Source organism: Streptomyces sp. NPDC037242, assembly GCF_055604165.1.
Genome location: NZ_JBVJUY010000027.1, coordinates 96,896 through 111,683, shown reverse-complemented (window position 1 = coordinate 111,683; position 14,788 = coordinate 96,896). Strand labels below are relative to the sequence as shown.

The window sequence follows — 14,788 nt, the reverse complement described above, 5'->3', positions numbered from 1 at the left end:
GGGGGGCCCGGGAGAAAAGAGGGCTTGCCTGCCGGGGCCCGGGAGGAGACGGGGAACCGCGACCGGGCCAGGCAGTGGGGGGTGTCTGGCGGGTGTCCGCGACGCCGCGGACACCCGCCAGACACCAACTACCCCCGCAGGTCGCAATCGGCGGCGCCGAGGCTGGTGTCGGTGCCCATCACGGTGACGCGGCTGATGGTGCCCGGGACCACGGCGAAGGCCAGGGTGCACACCACTTGGCGGCGGGCCAGTTCGGACAGGCGGCCCACGGCGAACGGGAGCCTGGCCGTCACCCCGTCGGTCGGCGAGTACTCGACCACCAGCCGATCCGGGTTCAGGTCGGCCGGCATCGGCAGCGCGGTGGTGATGCCCGCCTCGCGCGCCGTGTTGCTGGGGCCGGCCAGCAGCGCCGTCAGGAGCTGGGAGGAATCCACTCCGGCCAGCAGCGGGTACGGGGCCAGCCGGCCGCCTTCCGGGGCGATGAAGTAGAGGACGGGACCGCTGGTGGCGCCCGGGACCTGCACGGTCGCGGCGTCACCGCTGTCGATCACCCCGGTGGGTTTGATCCCGCAGCCGACCAGCAGCAGCATGCCGGCCAGCGCGGCCGCCGCGGCGGCGGACACCGCTTTCGCCCCGGTCACGCGCCGGCCTCCAGGGGCATGTCGATGGTGAAGACGGCTCCCCCGCCGACCCCCGGGACGGGGCCGTTGGCCGCGCGCAGGGTGCCGCCGTGCAGGCGTACGTTCTCCAGGGTGATGGCGAGCCCGAGGCCGCTGCCGGCGGAGCGGGTGCGGGCCGCGTCGGCCTTGAAGAAGCGGTCGAAGATGTGCGGCAGCACCTCGGGGGCGATGCCGGGCCCGCTGTCGGCGACCTCGACGAGCAGGCGCTCGCCGTCCGGCCGCGGTTCGGTCCGTACGGAGATCCGCACCGGGGCGCTTCCGTGCCGCAGGGCGTTGCCGACGAGGTTGGCGAGGACCACGTCGAAGCGGCGGGGGTCGAGCCGGGCGCGGACCCCGTACGGCAGGTCGGTGACGACGCGGTCGTCGTCCCAGTGCCGGCGTTCCAGTGTCTTGCCCACGGCCGTGGCGATGTCCACGTCGTCGAGGTTCAGTTCGGCGGCCCGGGCGTCGAAGCGGGAGATCTCCATGAGGTCCTCGACGAGCACGGCGAGTTTGCCGGTCTCGGCGCTGATCAGGCGAAGGGCCTTGGCGGTGTCGGGATCGAGGTGCTCGGCGTCCTCGTCGAGCACCTCGGTGACGGCGAGCATCCCGGCGAGCGGGGTGCGCAGTTCGTGGGAGACGTCGGAGGCGAAGCGGCGGGCCCGGACCTCTGCCTCCCGGAGCTCGCTCACCGACTGTTCGAGGGCGCGGGCCGTCTCGTTGAAGGTGCGGGCGAGTCCGGCGAGTTCGTCGGCGCCCCGGACCTCGATACGGGTGTCGAGGCGGCCCCGGCCCAGCCGCTGGGCGGCCCGGCGCATCTCCCGTACCGGCCGCAGTACGCTGCGCGCGGCCAGCAGGGCCGGGATGACGGCGATGGCGAGGCCGGGTACGGCTCCCTGCTGGGCGGCGTCGACCATGGCGGCGACGGTCCGCCTCTCGTCGATCAGCGGCATGCTGGCGAAGAAGACGGCCCCCGTGGGCTCGCTCACTCCCGCGTGGGTGAAGACGGCCGCGACGCCCACGGTGAGGTACGGCGTGCCGCTGCGGTCGTCGACGCGCTGGAAGGCCCCGTGCTGGCTGCTGCGCACCTTCGCGCGGAGTTCGTCGGTGATCACGGTGGAGGTGGGCTGGGCGAAGTTGGAGGAGACCCGCAGGGTGCCGTACTCGGCGAAGACGTTCCACGGGTGCGGTTTGCCCCGCTTCGCGAGGTCGACGACGATCCGCTTCAACTCCTGCTGGTCGACGGGCAGGTGGATGGCCTGCTGCTCGACCTGGTCCCGCAGGGTGCTGACGGCGGTGTCCTGGCTCTGTCTGAGGACCGCGGTGCGCGCCTGCTGATAGGTGAGCGCGGCGGTGGTCACGGCGCAGATCGCGGCGACCAGCAGGAAGGCCGCGATCAGCCGGGTGCGCAGGCCCAGGGGGGCTATCCGTCTCACCACGCCTACAGGGGGCCGAAGCGGTAGCCGAAGCCGCGCACGGTCTGGATGTAGCGCGGGCCGGAGTCGGGGTCCTCGATCTTGTGGCGCAGCCGGCGGACGCAGGCGTCCACGAGCCGGGCGTCGGCGTGGTAGCTGTGCTCCCACACGTACTCCAGGAGCTGCTGGCGGGAGAAGACCTGCTCGGGCGAGGCCGACAGGTGCAGCAGGAGCTTGAGCTCGCTGGGGGCCAGCGCGATGCGCTCGCTGTTCTTGGCGACGGTGAGCCCGGAGCGGTCGATGGCGAGTTCGCCGTGGAACTCGACCTCGGGACGGCCGACCGAGGTGTCGCTGAGGCGGCGCAGCACCGCCTTGATCCGGGCCTCTATGACCTCGGTGCGGGCGGGCTTGACGATGTAGTCGTCGGCGCCGGCCTCCAGGCCGACGACTATGTCGAAGTCGTCGCCGCGGGCGGTCAGCATGATGATCGGGACCTGGCTGGTCTCGCGTATTCGGCGGCAGACCTGGACCCCGTTCATGCCCGGCAGCATGAGGTCGAGGAGGACCAGCTCGGGGTGGAAGCCGGCCATCAGGGCGAGTCCGTCCTCGCCGGTCTCGGCGGCGCTCACCTCGTGGCCGCGGCGGCGCAGGCCGAGGCCCACCCCCTCCCTGATGGAAGGGTCGTCCTCGATCAGCAGTACGCGTGGCATCCGGTCAGTATCCCAGCATGTTCCGTGGCACCCCTCACACTTGCGGCCGGTCTTCGGCGGGCCCCCGGCCCGCCCTGCGCCGCAGGGAGTCCAGCAGGTCGGTGATCTCCGTCAGGCGCAGCGGCCCGGCGAGGAGGACGACGACGACCGCGAGCGCGGCGGTTCCCGCCCCGACCGCGGCGAAGTTCCCGAATCCGTCGGCGGCGCGCGCCGCGGCGTACCCGGCGGCCGCCGCGGGCAGGCAGGCGATCAGCAGCCGGATGTGGGTGCGCAGGGCCGTGGCCCGGCGCTCGGTACGGGTCCCGGTGCGCGGGCCGAGCCGCCGGGCGAGGGTGTACGCGGTCACGGCCGCGCCCGCGAACAGCGCGACGGAGTACGCCGCGGCCATGCCGGTGACGGCCCAGCGCGCGGGCAGCAGCAGGTACGCGGCGGCCGAGAGCGCGGCGTTCAGCGCGGCGATGACCAGGTTCAGGAAGAACGGGGTCCGGGTGTCGGACAGGGCGTAGAAGCCGCGCGAAAGGACGTACTGCGCGGAGAAGGCGATCAGGCCGGGCGCGAAGGCGATGAGCATGCCCGCCATGACCTCGATGTCGGCGGCTCCGGTGCGCCCGTACTCGAAGACGCTGCCCATCACCCAGGGGGCGAGGGCGGCGAAGAGCGCGGCGGCCGGGATGACGAGGGCGGCGCTGGAGCGCAGCGCGTAGGAGACGTCCCGGCGCAGCGCGCCGAGCTCGCCGTCGGCGGCGGCGGCGCTCATCCGCGGCATCAGGGCGGTGACCAGGGAGACGGTGATGATGCCCTGCGGGACGATCCACAGCTGGTAGGCGTTGCTGTAGGCGGTGTAGCCGGCGCCGCCGGTGAGGCCGTCCAGGGTGGCCTGGCGTCCGGTGGTGGTGGAGAGCCGGGTGACGACCCAGTACGCGATCTGGTTGGTGAGGACGAGCATGACCAGCCAGCCCGCGTTGCGCAGCGGGCGGGCGAGGCCCTGGCCGCGCCAGTCGAAGCGCGGGCGCCAGCGGAAGCGGGCGGCGCGCAGCGAGGGGATCAGGGCGAGGGCCTGGATGACGATGCCGGCGGTGGTGCCGAGGCCGAGGAGCCGGGTCTCGCCGGCGGTCAGGCCGTCCGCCGTGTCGTGGGAGACGTAGAGGAAGAGCCCGAAGACGCCGATGATCACGAAGTTGTTGAGGACCGGGGTCCACATCATCGCGCCGAACCGGCCGCGGGCGTTGAGTACCTGGCCGAGGAGGGTGAACAGCCCGTAGAAGAGGATCTGCGGGAGGCAGTACCGGGCCAGGGCCACGGTGGTGCTCGCCTGGCTCCCCGTGTAGGGGGTGTACGCGGAGACGATCAGCGGCGCGGCCAGCACGGCGACGGCGGTGAGCGCGACGAGCGCCACGGTGCACGCGGTCAGCAGCCGGTCGGTGTAGGCGGCACCGCCGTCCTGGTGCTGCTTGGCCGCCTTGACCAGCTCGGGCACGAAGACGGCGTTGAGGGCGCCGCCGATGAGCAGCATGTACAGGATGTTCGGGACGGTGTTGGCGACGGCGTAGCTGTCGCCGAGCAGTCCGGTGCCCAGTGCGGCGACGACAACCGCGGAGCGGACGAAGCCGGTGGCGCGCGAGACGATGGAGCCGGCGGCCATGAGCGCGCCGCTGCGCAGCACCGAGGTCTTTCCCGGTGCTGCGCCCTGTCCGGCCGAGGGGCCCGTCTCGGCCGGTCTGGTGTCGGTCGTGGTCACCGGCGGGCCAGGTACGCCTGGAAGGCCTTGTAGAGCGCCGTGTTGGCGTATCCGTCCATCGGGGTCTCCCACTCGCCGAGCGTTTCGACGACCTGTCCGCCGGTGCCGAGCTTCCAGCGCAGCAGCCCGAAGGATCGGTCGTCGGGGTCGAGGGTGGAGGGTACCCCGCGCATGTCGTATTCGTCCGCTCCGAGGGCATGTGCGTCACACATCATCCGCCACTGCAGGGCGTTGCTGGGGCGGACCTCGCGGCGGTGGTCGGCGGAGGCGCCGGTCTGGTACCAGACCCTGCGCCCGGCCACGATCATGGTGTGGGCGGCGAGGATCTCGCCCTCGTGGATGCCCAGGTAGAGCCGCATCCGGCCGGGCTCCTCGGCGTTGAGGACCTCGTACTGGCGCTGGTAGTACTCCAGGGAGCGGCCGAGCCTGAAGCCGTCGCGCTCCTCGGTGATGCGCAGCAGCCGGTAGAACTCGGGGAGGTCGGCGGCGCTGCCGAGGACCGTCTCGACGCCGGACTTTGTGGCCTTGCGCACATTGCGCCGCCACTCCTGGTTGAGACCGGACCACAGGTCGTCGAGGGAGCGCCCGGCCAGCGGTACGCGGAAGACGTGGCGGGGCTGGGCGTCGCCGTCGTCCTCGCCGCCGCAGCGCTTCCAGCCGCGGGTGCGCAGGCGGTCGGCGAGGGCCGCGCCGACGGGGTCGACCTCGGTGGCGAGCACGTCGGACAGCTGGCGGCCGGGTCCGGTGCCGGCCTTGACGGCGGCGGCGTCCCAGCGGCGGTAGGCGGGCGTGGGACCTATGCGGACGGCGAAGGCCCCGGCGCCCTTCAGGTGGCGCATGAGCGGGGTCAGCCACAGGTCGATCTGCGGGTCGGCCCAGTCCGCGACGGGCCCTTCGGGCAGGTAGGCGAAATATTTGCGGGTTCCCGGGAATTGGCGATAGAGAACGAGCGCGGCACCCGCCATCCGCCCGCTCGGGTAGTGCCATCCGACCCTTTCCGAGCGCCAAAGGTCCTTGACCTGGGCCCAGGACGGGTACTGGAGGAAACTCGCCCTCCCGTGCCGCGAGAGGAATCCCTGGTACTCCGAGACGGACAGGGAACGCACCTTCAGCTCCTGGTCCTGGTGCCGCTGGGTGGGGTTCACGAGCAGTGCACACACGGCTGATCGGCCTTCCTGTACGTCCGGAACGGGGGATGCACAGGACTCTCACAGGTGTCCATGACCGATGTGAGCGGCGATTGTGACCGGACGATGACCGTTTCGCTGCGGTCCATGTCACAACCGAAAGGAGGAACTCATCGGCGGATTCTGCAACCTAGAGTCGTACCGTTCGCATCTACATTTGCGAACGATCATTACTTGGAGGGGTTTTCGTTGAGCCGCACACGCCGTAACGCACTGCCGCGCCGCCGGAGCCGCCACGCCCTGGTGGCGGGCACCGCACTTCTGGCCGCCGCTCTGACCGCCTGCGGCGGCGGTTCGGGGAGCGCGGACAACGGGTCCAAGTCGGAGATGAAGCAGAAGCAGAAGCCCGACATGGCGATATCCGTGAACCTCACGGGTGATCAGGTCAAGGCGGGCGAGCCGGTCAAGGTGACGATCGCCGACGGCAAGCTGGCGCTGGTGAAGGTGACGGACGCCAAGGGCGGGGAGCTGGCGGGCCAGATATCCGCCGACGGCAAGACCTGGACCTCCGAGCGCAACGCCTCGCCGGGCACCGACTACAAGGTCGACGCCCAGAACACCGACAGCCAGAGCGCGAACGCCCAGTTCAAGACCGGGGCCGCCGACAAGGTCAACAAGATCAAGATCAACGTACCCAAGGGCAGCACGGTGGGCGTCGCGATGCCCGTCTCGATCGTGTTCGACAACCCGGTGGCGAACAAGGCCGAGGTCGAGAAGCAGCTGAAGGTCACCACCTCGAACAACACCGAGGGCTCCTGGGGCTGGTTCAAGGACTACTCGGGCAGCGACCGGGTGGACTGGCGGCCGAAGGAGTACTGGAAGTCGGGCACCGACGTGAAGGTCGACCTGAACCTGAACGGCGTGGACTCCGGCAAGGGCGGCGGCCTCTTCGCCCGCGACTACAACACCGAGTTCAAGATCGGCAAGGACCGCCGGATGGAGGTCGACCTCGACTCGAAGAAGATGTCGGTGAACGAGGGCGGCCAGGTGGTCAAGACGATCCCGATCTCGGCGGGTACGCCGGGCGGCCAGAAGGCCTCCTGGTCCGGGAAGATGGTGCTGATGTCGAAGGAGGGCACCATCCGGATGGACTCCCAGACGGTGGGCCTGGGCGACTCCTACGACAAGATGGTCGACTACTCGATGCGGCTGACCTGGTCGGGCATGTACGTGCACGCGGCGCCGTGGAACACCGCCAACTTCGGCCGCGCCAACACGAGCTCGGGCTGCGTGGGCATGAGCGACGCCAACGCCGCGGACTTCTACGGGCAGGTGCAGGTCGGCGACCCGTTCGAGGTCGTCGGCGGCGGCTCGAAGGGCAACGCCCCGCTCGGCAACGGCTACGGCGAGTGGAACAAGTCCTGGGACGAGTGGAAGCAGCTGAGCGCGGTGGCCGGCGGCGGCGCCCAGACCGGCTGACTATTGTTCAATCGTTACCAGTGCGTAACTTACTGATGGGTTACCCCCAGTAAGCCCCTCCCGTTACCGTCGGGTCACTTTGACACCCGGCGCACGCGAGGAGCGATTGATGGTCCGCACCACCGTCCGCACCACCACGGCAGCGGCGTTGGCCGCCGTGCTGGCCGCAGCCGCCCTGGGCCTGGCCCCCCACCAGGCCCAGGCGGCGCCCACGGCCGCCGCCTCCGCCGCTTCCACCACCTCCGCCGCTGCCGCCGAACTGCGCTTCCACGACATCCCCGGCTCCGGCGGCATCACGCTCAAGGGCAACGTCTTCACCCCCGCCGGCGCCGAGCCCGGCCGCACCTACCCGGTGATCGTGCTCCCCACCAGCTGGGGCATGCCGCAGATCGAATACATCGCCCAGGCCAAGAAGCTCGCCGACTCCGGCTACGTCGTGGTCAGTTACACCTCCCGCGGCTTCTGGCTCTCCGGCGGCGAGATCGAGACCGCCGGGCCGAAGGACATCGCCGACGTCTCCGCCGTCATCGACTGGGCCCTCGCCCACACCCCCGCCGACCCGGACCGCATCGGCCTGGGCGGAGTCTCGTACGGCGCCGGGATCAGCCTGCTGGCCTCCGCGCACGACCCGCGCATCAAGGCCGTGGTCGCACTCAGCGGCTGGGCCGACCTCATCGAGTCCATCTACTCCGGCCGCACCCAGCACCTCCAGGCCGCCGGGCTGCTCGGCGCCGCCGGCTACCTCACCGGCCGCCCCGGCCCCGAACTCCAGCGGCTCCTCGGCGACTTCCTCGGCTCGAACCTGGACCGGGAACAGCAGATGATCGACTGGGGCAAGCAGCGCTCGGCCTCCGAGCAGGTCGACCGGATCAACTCCAACGGCGCCGCGATCATGCTCGGGAACGCCTGGGGCGACACCATCTTCCCGCCCAACCAGTACGCGAAGTTCTTCGAGCGGCTGACCGGCCCCAAGCGCCTGGAGTTCCGCCCCGGCGACCACGCCACCGCCGAGGGCACCGGCCTGCTGGGCCTGCCCAACGACACCTGGACCAACGCCCACCGCTGGTTCGACCGCTACCTCAAGGGCGAGCGCAACGGCGTGGACACCGAGGCCCCGGTGCAGATCAAGTCCCGCAGCAACGACGGCTACGAGGGCTACGCCGACTGGCGGTCGGTCGGCTCCGGCGGCGCCGAGAGGCTCGCCCTCGCCGACAGCGAGCACCTCTTCGCCAATGTCGACTCCGGCGCCGACGGCGGGATCGTCCTCCTGTCCAACGTCCTCGACCAGTTCGCCAAGGCTCCCCCGATCGCCTCCATCCCCCTCCTCCCCCGCGCCTTCGCCGCCGTCTGGCAGTCGCAGCGCTACGACGAGGAGCGCCGGGTGCGCGGCACGGTGAAGCTGCACACCACCGTCACGCCCACCAAGGCGGACGGCACCTTCGTCGCGTACCTCTACGACGTCGGCCCGCTCGGCATCGGCAAGCTGGTCACGAACGCCCCGTACACCTTCCACGGCAAGGCCCCCGGCCAGTCCTTCGGCGTGGACCTGGAGCTCTTCTCCACCGCCTACGACGTGCCCGCGGGGCACCGGCTCGCCCTGGTCGTCGACACCGTCGACCCGCTCTACATCGAGCACAACCCGACCGGCGCGCAGCTGACCTTCTCCTCGCCGCGCTCCGATCCGAGCTACGTCTCGGTGCCGCTGCGCGAGCAGTGATCCACGGCCGCTGCCGGGCGGGTGGCTCTCGGAGCTACAGGAGGGTGCCCGGCAGCACCGTGCCCGGTTCGGCCGGGGCGACTTCGACCGCCTCGGTCTTGGGATTGCGCCGCTGCCGCCGGGCCACCCAGGTGGCGAACCAGGACAGGAGCATGCACATCCCGATGTAGATCGGGGAGATGATCATCACCACGGGGATGAACGGCAGGTCGTAGTCGAGGTTCGAGGCGATCAGCTTGCCCGCGTGCAGGAACTCCTCGTAGGTGATCAGGAAGCCCAGCGAGGTGTCCTTCAGCGCCACGACCAGCTGGCTGATGATGGTGGGCATCATCGCCCGGACCGCCTGCGGGGCGAGGACGTGGGTCATCACCTGGGTCTTGCGCATGCCCAGGGCGAACGCGGCCTCGCGCTGGCCCTTCTCGACCGAGTTGACGCCCGTACGGAAGACTTCCGCGAGCACCGAGCCGTTGTACAGGGTCAGGCCCGCGACCAGCGCGGGCAGCGGCTGCACCTTCAGCGCGACGAAGATGAAGAAGATCATCACCAGCACCGGCATGGCCCGGAAGAACTCCACGCACAGCGTCGCCAGCCAGCGCAGCGGCCGGTGGACCGACAGCCGGCCCGTGGCGAGCACCGCGCCGAGCACGACCGAGAGCACCGAGGCGTACGCGAAGGCCTTGAGGGTGTTCCACAGGCCCTTGAGCAGGAGTTCCTGGATGCCCTCGTACTCGAAGGGGCGCCACTTGGCGGCGGTGAACTGGTGGGTGTCGAAGAGCAGGTAGAGGAGCCAGGCGACGAGGGCGAGGATCACCACCGTCGAGGCGATGCCGTACAGGAAGTGGCGCTGCCGGGCCCGGGGTCCGGGCAGGTCGTAGAGGGCGGTGGACTGCATGTCCCCGTGGAGCGCGTGCGCGGTCATCGGGCGACTCCGAAGCGCTTCTCCAGCACGTTGAAGAGCGCGCTGATGGACAGGGTGATGATCAGGTACCCGACGGCGATCCAGACGAAGGTCCAGATGATGCTGTAGCCCAGCTCGTTGAGGGTCTTGTACGTGCCCAGCAGCTCGGTGACGCTGAAGGCGCCCGCGATGGCCGAGTTCTTCGCGAGGGCGATCAGCGTGGAGCCGATGGGCGGGATCACCGAGCGGAAGGCCTGGGGGAGCACCACCGTGCCCAGTGTCTGTCCGAAGGACATGCCGAGGCTGCGGGCCGCCTCGCCCTGGCCCTTGGGCACCGTGTTGATGCCGGAGCGCAGGGCCTCGCAGATGAAGGCGGAGGTGTAGCAGCCGAGCGCGAGGACCGCGAAGAGCTGGAAGGGCAGCACGAGCCCGAAGCGCGGCAGGCCCAGCAGGACGGCGAAGAAGAGGAGGGTCAGCGGGGTGTTGCGGAGCACGGCGACCCACACGGTGCCGAAGACGCGGAAGGAGCCGACGGGGGCCACGCGGAAGGCGGCCATCAGGAATCCGAGGACCAGGGCGAGGAGCGAGGCGTAGACCGTCAGCTCGACGGTGCCGAGGAAGCCCTTTCCGTAGAGCGAGAAGTTCTTGGTGAGTACGTCCATGGCGGTGCGCTCTCCCCTCAGCCCGCCGGGTAGCGGTCGATGGCGGGCGGTTTCGGGGCCGGCACGCCGGACAGGCCGAGCGTGGCCCCGAAGGCCTTCTTCCAGTTGCCGTCCTTCTCGTTCTCCGCGAGGGCGTCGTCGAGGGCGAAGCGCAGCGCGTTGTCGGAGCGCGGGACGCCGATGCCGTAGGGCTCCTCGGAGAAGGGCCGGCCGACCACCTTGAGCTCATCGGGCACCTTGGCGGCGTAGCCGAGGAGGATGGAGTCGTCGGTGGAGACGGCGTCCACCTGGTAGGTCAGCAGGTTGTCGACGCAGACCGAGTAGGTGTCGTAGGCGACCAGGACCGCCCGGGGGAACTCCTTCTGGAGCCGCTGGTAGGGGGTGGAGCCGGCGGCCGAGCAGACCTTCTTGCCGGCGAGGTCCTCGGGGCCCTTGATGTCCTTCTCGTCCTTGCGCACGAGCAGTGACTGTCCGGCCAGGAAGTAGGGGCCGGCGAAGCCGACCTGCTTCTTGCGGTTGGCGTTGATCGTGTAGGTGCCGACGTAGTAGTCGATCTGGCCGTTCTGCAGCGCCGTCTCGCGGTTGGCCGAGGCGATGGTCTTGAACTCGATCGTCTTGGGGTCGAAGCCGAGCGAGGCCGACATCATCTTGGCGATCTCGATGTCGAAGCCGGAGTAGCGGCCGCTGGCGGGGTCCTTCTCCCCCATGTACGGCTGGTCCTCCTTGGCGCCGACCACGAGGTGGCCGCGGCGCTTGGCCTTCTCCCAGGTGCGCGACTGGGGCAGTTGGAAGCCGGTGTCGACCTTGTACACCGGCAGGTCCTCGGGCTGGGGGCCCTTGACCGGGGGGCTGCCGGACTTTCCGCAGCCGGTGAGGGCGCCGAGGAGCGCGAGGACGAGGAGGCAGGCGGGCAGGAGCGGGCTGCGTGTGCGGGTCATCGGGCCGGCCCCCTCAGTGCTTGAGGATCTTGGAGAGGAAGTCCTTGGCCCGGTCGCTCTCGGGGGCGGTGAAGAACTCCTCCGGGGTCCGGTCCTCGACGATCCTTCCGTCGGCCATGAAGACGACGCGGTTGGCCGCGGAGCGGGCGAAACCCATCTCGTGCGTGACCACGACCATGGTCATGCCCTCGGTGGCGAGCTGCTGCATGACCTCCAGCACCTCGTTGATCATCTCCGGGTCGAGTGCGGAGGTGGGCTCGTCGAAGAGCAGCGCCTTGGGGTTCATGGCGAGGGCGCGGGCGATGGCCACGCGCTGCTGCTGGCCGCCGGAGAGCTGGGCGGGGTACTTGTCCGCCTGGCCGGCGAGGCCGACCCGCTCCAGGAGCTCCCGGGAGCGCTTGTCGGCCTCTTCCCTCTTGCGCTTCCTGACTTTCATCTGCGCGAGGGAGATGTTGGCGAGGACCGTCTTGTGCGCGAAGAGGTTGAAGGACTGGAAGACCATCCCGACCTCGGCGCGCAGCTCGGCCAGCTCCTTGCCCTCCGCGGGGAGCGGGCGTCCGTCGAGGGTGATCGTGCCCGACTCGATGGTCTCCAGCCGGTTGATGGTCCGGCAGAGCGTGGATTTGCCGGAGCCGGAGGGGCCGATGACCACTACCACCTCCCCGCGGCCGACGGTGAGGTTGATGTCTTGGAGGACGTGCAACTGTCCGTAGTGCTTGTTGACGTTCCGCAGCTCGATCAACGGATCGACGGCCATAAGCTGCCCTGCCCACTTGTCGGTGTGTCGAGGTCAGCGCAAACTATCCAGCCGGGAAGGGCACTTCGCCTCGACACGCCCTAAAGGCCACATAAAGCCCACGGGGTGATGAGATCAGCCCTCCGAGGCCTCGGCGTAGGCCTGGCTCAGCTCCGGCGATCCCGTCATGGCCCAGGAAACGCCCGACTCCACCACGTTCAGCTCGCGCCCCGAGGCCAGTCGGATCATCGGCTGACCGTTGGGCCAGACCTGCCAGGCACTGCCCGGGATGGTGCGGATGATCACGGTCCCGAGGTAGAAGCCCGCGTCGTTGCCGAGCCACGGCACCACCTCGGGGTCGCGCCGCCAGCGCGGCATCAGCTGGTCGAGCGCCTCCAATGAGGCCGGGCTCCCGTCGAGTTCCAGCCCGGCCCTCCTCGCCTGGTCGCGCAGCATCTCGCACTCGGAGAACAGCTCGTTGATGCCCTCGGGATCATCCGCGAGGGCGGCGGCGAGCCCCGCACCCAGTTCCGTTTCGTGCCGGTTCAGCCAGTTGGCCAGGAAAGGGATGTTCATACCGCCCAGCCTGGCACCAGGATCCCCCGCTGGCCACAGGACGCGCCTGGATCGGCCGGCGGGGATCATCGGCCCCATGCCGTGTCTAGGGGGTGTCGAGGTCGAGGTCCACGACGACCGGCGCGTGGTCGGATGCGCCCTTGCCCTTGCGCTCCTCGCGGTCGACGTACGCGTCGGTGACGGCCTTCGCGAACGGCGCGTTGCCGTAGACCAGGTCGATGCGCATGCCCCGGTTCTTCGGGAAGGCGAGCATCCGGTAGTCCCAGAAGGTGTACGGACGGTCGTACTTGAGCGCTCGCGGCATGACGTCGGAGAGCCCCGCGGCCCGCAGCGCCTCCAGGGCGGCCCGCTCGGCCGGGGTGACATGGGTGGCGCCCGCGAAGACCGCCGGGTCGTAGACGTCCTCGTCGGTCGGGGCCACGTTGAAGTCGCCGAGCACGGCGAACGGGCGCGGGCCGGCCGCGTCTTCCGCGACCGCGGCGGCGAGGGAGCGGAACCAGTTCAGCTTGTAGCCGTAGTGGTCGTGCTCGACCTCGCGGCCGTTGGGCACGTACACCGACCAGACGCGCACCCCGCCGCAGGTGGCGGAGATCGCGCGGGGCTCCTGTACGCCCTCGTAGTCCGGGCCGTCGGGCAGCCCGAGCATCACCTCGTCCAGGCCCACCCGGGAGATCAGCGCCACGCCGTTCCACCGGCCGGTGGCGTTGACGGCCGCCTCGTAGCCCAGCTCGCGCAGCTCGGCGTGCGGGAACTGCTCAGCGGAGCACTTGGTCTCCTGGACGCACAGGACGTCGGTGCCGGAGCTCTCCAGCCAGGCCAGCAGGCGCGGCAGCCGGGCGGTGATCGAGTTGACGTTGAACGTGGCGATACGCATGCGTCCCAACCTACCGCCCGGCACCGACAGTCACAGGTCCGTGGAGTCCCCCGCGGTGAGTCGGCCGTGGTCGGCGCCCGAGAGGGCGCCCAGGGCGCCGTCGTAGATGGGCCGGGCGATGTCCGAGAGGTAGGCGTCGTGGATGTCGATGGCCCGGCGCGGCTTGACCTCGCGGACGTAGTCGATCACCTCGGAGACCTTGTTCCAGGGCGCGTGCACCGGGATCATCAGCGTGTCCACGGGGGTCCCGGGCACGGTCAGCGCGTCCCCGGGGTGGAAGAGCGAACCTTCCACGAGGTAGCCGACATTGGTGACCCGCGGGATGTCCGGGTGGATCACCGCGTGCAGTTCTCCGTGCACCTGGACGTCGAAGCCGGCGGCGGTGAAGGCGTCTCCGTGGCCCACGGTGTGCACCCGGCCCGGGTAGGCGGGGGCGATCCGCTCGGCGACGCTGCGCAGCGTCCACAGCGCGGCCGCGGGGTTCGCGTCGAGGGCGGCGCGCAGGCGGCCCTCGTCGAAGTGGTCGGGGTGCTCGTGCGTGACCAGCAGGACGTCGGCCCCCAGGCCCGCGTCGGATTCACTGAAGACGCCCGGGTCGATGACGAGCACGCGCCCGTCCTTCTCCAGTTGGACGCAGGAATGCAGCCGCTTCGTGAGCTTCATGATCCCAGGCTAGACGGCTACGGGGTCGCGGTGGAGACCACGTACACCCTGGGGTTGTCGGGGTCGGTGAGGTCCACCGTGATGTCCCGCGTGGGCCGGGGGTTCTCCGGGTCCAGGGTGGTCCCGTACCAGGAGTGCTTCGGGCTCCAGCTCCAGCCCGCGACCGCGGCGTCGTGCGCGGAGATCGAGACCCCGCGGGTCAGCTCGGCCCGGCTGGAGCCGACGTCGTCGAGGAAGTCCTCCAGCAGGGCCGGGGTCACCGCGAACTGCACGTACAGCCGGCTGGTGTGCCAGTTGTTGGTCTCCAGGAACCCGACCCGCCAGGCCTTCGGCGGGATGGGGACCTCGTAGATGCTGCGCTGCACCTTCGACGGCCAGGCCGTGCGCACCTTGGCGGCGCCGACCTTGGCGGCCTTGTCGCGTCCGCTCTGGCGGCTCTGCTGCGCGGAGACGGCCAGGTAGCCTGCCGGGACGCCGACCAGCAGCAGGATGATGATCGCGGTGACCCAGCGGCGCCGGACGACGTGCTTGCGGTCCTCGGCGGGCCGCGCGGAGGCGCCGTCGTCCGGTGCGGAGGCCTGGCGGGGCAGCATGGG

At 70.4% G+C, this 14,788-nt stretch carries 15 protein-coding genes; 2 read left to right on the top strand and 13 right to left on the bottom strand.

Annotated elements, in window-relative coordinates; translation table 11 throughout:
• Positions 1-128: 128 nt before the first annotated feature.
• The 5 genes from ACZ7GJ_RS28080 to ACZ7GJ_RS28060 are packed head-to-tail and all read right to left on the bottom strand — an operon-like array spanning position 129 to position 5,628.
• On the bottom strand, positions 129-641 hold the full coding sequence (locus ACZ7GJ_RS28080; RefSeq protein ID WP_470755681.1) for a hypothetical protein: 513 nt from the start codon (positions 639-641) through the stop codon (positions 129-131).
• On the bottom strand, positions 638-2,095 hold the full coding sequence (locus ACZ7GJ_RS28075) for an ATP-binding protein (protein ID WP_470755688.1): 1,458 nt from the start codon (positions 2,093-2,095) through the stop codon (positions 638-640). The genes ACZ7GJ_RS28080 and ACZ7GJ_RS28075 overlap by 4 nt, the downstream gene beginning before the upstream one ends.
• A gap of 5 nt (positions 2,096-2,100) precedes the next feature.
• Positions 2,101-2,784, bottom strand: a complete 684-nt coding sequence (locus ACZ7GJ_RS28070) for a response regulator (RefSeq protein WP_470755680.1) — start codon at positions 2,782-2,784, stop codon at positions 2,101-2,103.
• A 34-nt stretch (positions 2,785-2,818) separates the two neighbouring features.
• A complete protein-coding gene (gene murJ, locus ACZ7GJ_RS28065) occupies positions 2,819-4,522 on the bottom strand; it encodes a murein biosynthesis integral membrane protein MurJ (RefSeq protein WP_470755679.1) in 1,704 nt (567 codons plus the stop codon).
• Positions 4,519-5,628 (bottom strand): lipid II:glycine glycyltransferase FemX, encoded by a 1,110-nt coding sequence (locus ACZ7GJ_RS28060; protein ID WP_470755687.1) that lies wholly within the window; start codon positions 5,626-5,628, stop codon positions 4,519-4,521. The genes murJ and ACZ7GJ_RS28060 overlap by 4 nt, the downstream gene beginning before the upstream one ends.
• 270 nt (positions 5,629-5,898) lie before the next feature.
• Between ACZ7GJ_RS28060 and ACZ7GJ_RS28055 the strand changes: the two genes are divergently transcribed.
• Both ACZ7GJ_RS28055 and ACZ7GJ_RS28050 read left to right on the top strand, forming a co-directional pair.
• Positions 5,899-7,128 (top strand): L,D-transpeptidase, encoded by a 1,230-nt coding sequence (locus ACZ7GJ_RS28055; protein WP_470755678.1) that lies wholly within the window; start codon positions 5,899-5,901, stop codon positions 7,126-7,128.
• A gap of 109 nt (positions 7,129-7,237) precedes the next feature.
• Complete coding sequence (locus ACZ7GJ_RS28050) at positions 7,238-8,845, top strand: alpha/beta fold hydrolase (protein WP_470755677.1); 1,608 nt, start codon at positions 7,238-7,240, stop codon at positions 8,843-8,845.
• A 34-nt stretch (positions 8,846-8,879) separates the two neighbouring features.
• On the opposite strand, the gene ACZ7GJ_RS28045 is transcribed toward ACZ7GJ_RS28050, so the two are convergent.
• The 8 genes from ACZ7GJ_RS28045 to ACZ7GJ_RS28010 all read right to left on the bottom strand — a co-directional run bounded on the left by ACZ7GJ_RS28045 (position 8,880) and on the right by ACZ7GJ_RS28010 (position 14,785).
• Entirely contained in the window at positions 8,880-9,764 is an 885-nt protein-coding gene (locus ACZ7GJ_RS28045) for an amino acid ABC transporter permease (RefSeq protein WP_470755676.1), read from the bottom strand.
• Positions 9,761-10,405: an amino acid ABC transporter permease gene (locus ACZ7GJ_RS28040; protein WP_470755675.1), complete on the bottom strand. Its 645-nt coding sequence runs from the start codon at positions 10,403-10,405 to the stop codon at positions 9,761-9,763. The genes ACZ7GJ_RS28045 and ACZ7GJ_RS28040 overlap by 4 nt, the downstream gene beginning before the upstream one ends.
• Positions 10,406-10,422: 17 nt before the next feature.
• Positions 10,423-11,343, bottom strand: a complete 921-nt coding sequence (locus ACZ7GJ_RS28035; protein WP_470755674.1) for a glutamate ABC transporter substrate-binding protein — start codon at positions 11,341-11,343, stop codon at positions 10,423-10,425.
• A gap of 13 nt (positions 11,344-11,356) precedes the next feature.
• Positions 11,357-12,100, bottom strand: a complete 744-nt coding sequence (locus ACZ7GJ_RS28030) for an amino acid ABC transporter ATP-binding protein (protein ID WP_470755673.1) — start codon at positions 12,098-12,100, stop codon at positions 11,357-11,359.
• A gap of 114 nt (positions 12,101-12,214) precedes the next feature.
• Positions 12,215-12,655 (bottom strand): DUF6278 family protein, encoded by a 441-nt coding sequence (locus ACZ7GJ_RS28025; protein WP_470755672.1) that lies wholly within the window; start codon positions 12,653-12,655, stop codon positions 12,215-12,217.
• Between the two features lie 85 nt (positions 12,656-12,740).
• Positions 12,741-13,529 carry an exodeoxyribonuclease III gene (locus tag ACZ7GJ_RS28020; protein WP_470755671.1) on the bottom strand — a complete coding sequence of 263 codons (789 nt, stop codon included), beginning with the start codon at positions 13,527-13,529 and terminating at the stop codon, positions 12,741-12,743.
• 30 nt (positions 13,530-13,559) lie between these two features.
• A complete protein-coding gene (locus ACZ7GJ_RS28015; protein ID WP_470755670.1) occupies positions 13,560-14,192 on the bottom strand; it encodes an MBL fold metallo-hydrolase in 633 nt (210 codons plus the stop codon).
• Between the two features lie 17 nt (positions 14,193-14,209).
• Entirely contained in the window at positions 14,210-14,785 is a 576-nt protein-coding gene (locus ACZ7GJ_RS28010; RefSeq protein ID WP_470755686.1) for a hypothetical protein, read from the bottom strand.
• Positions 14,786-14,788 lie beyond the last annotated feature (3 nt).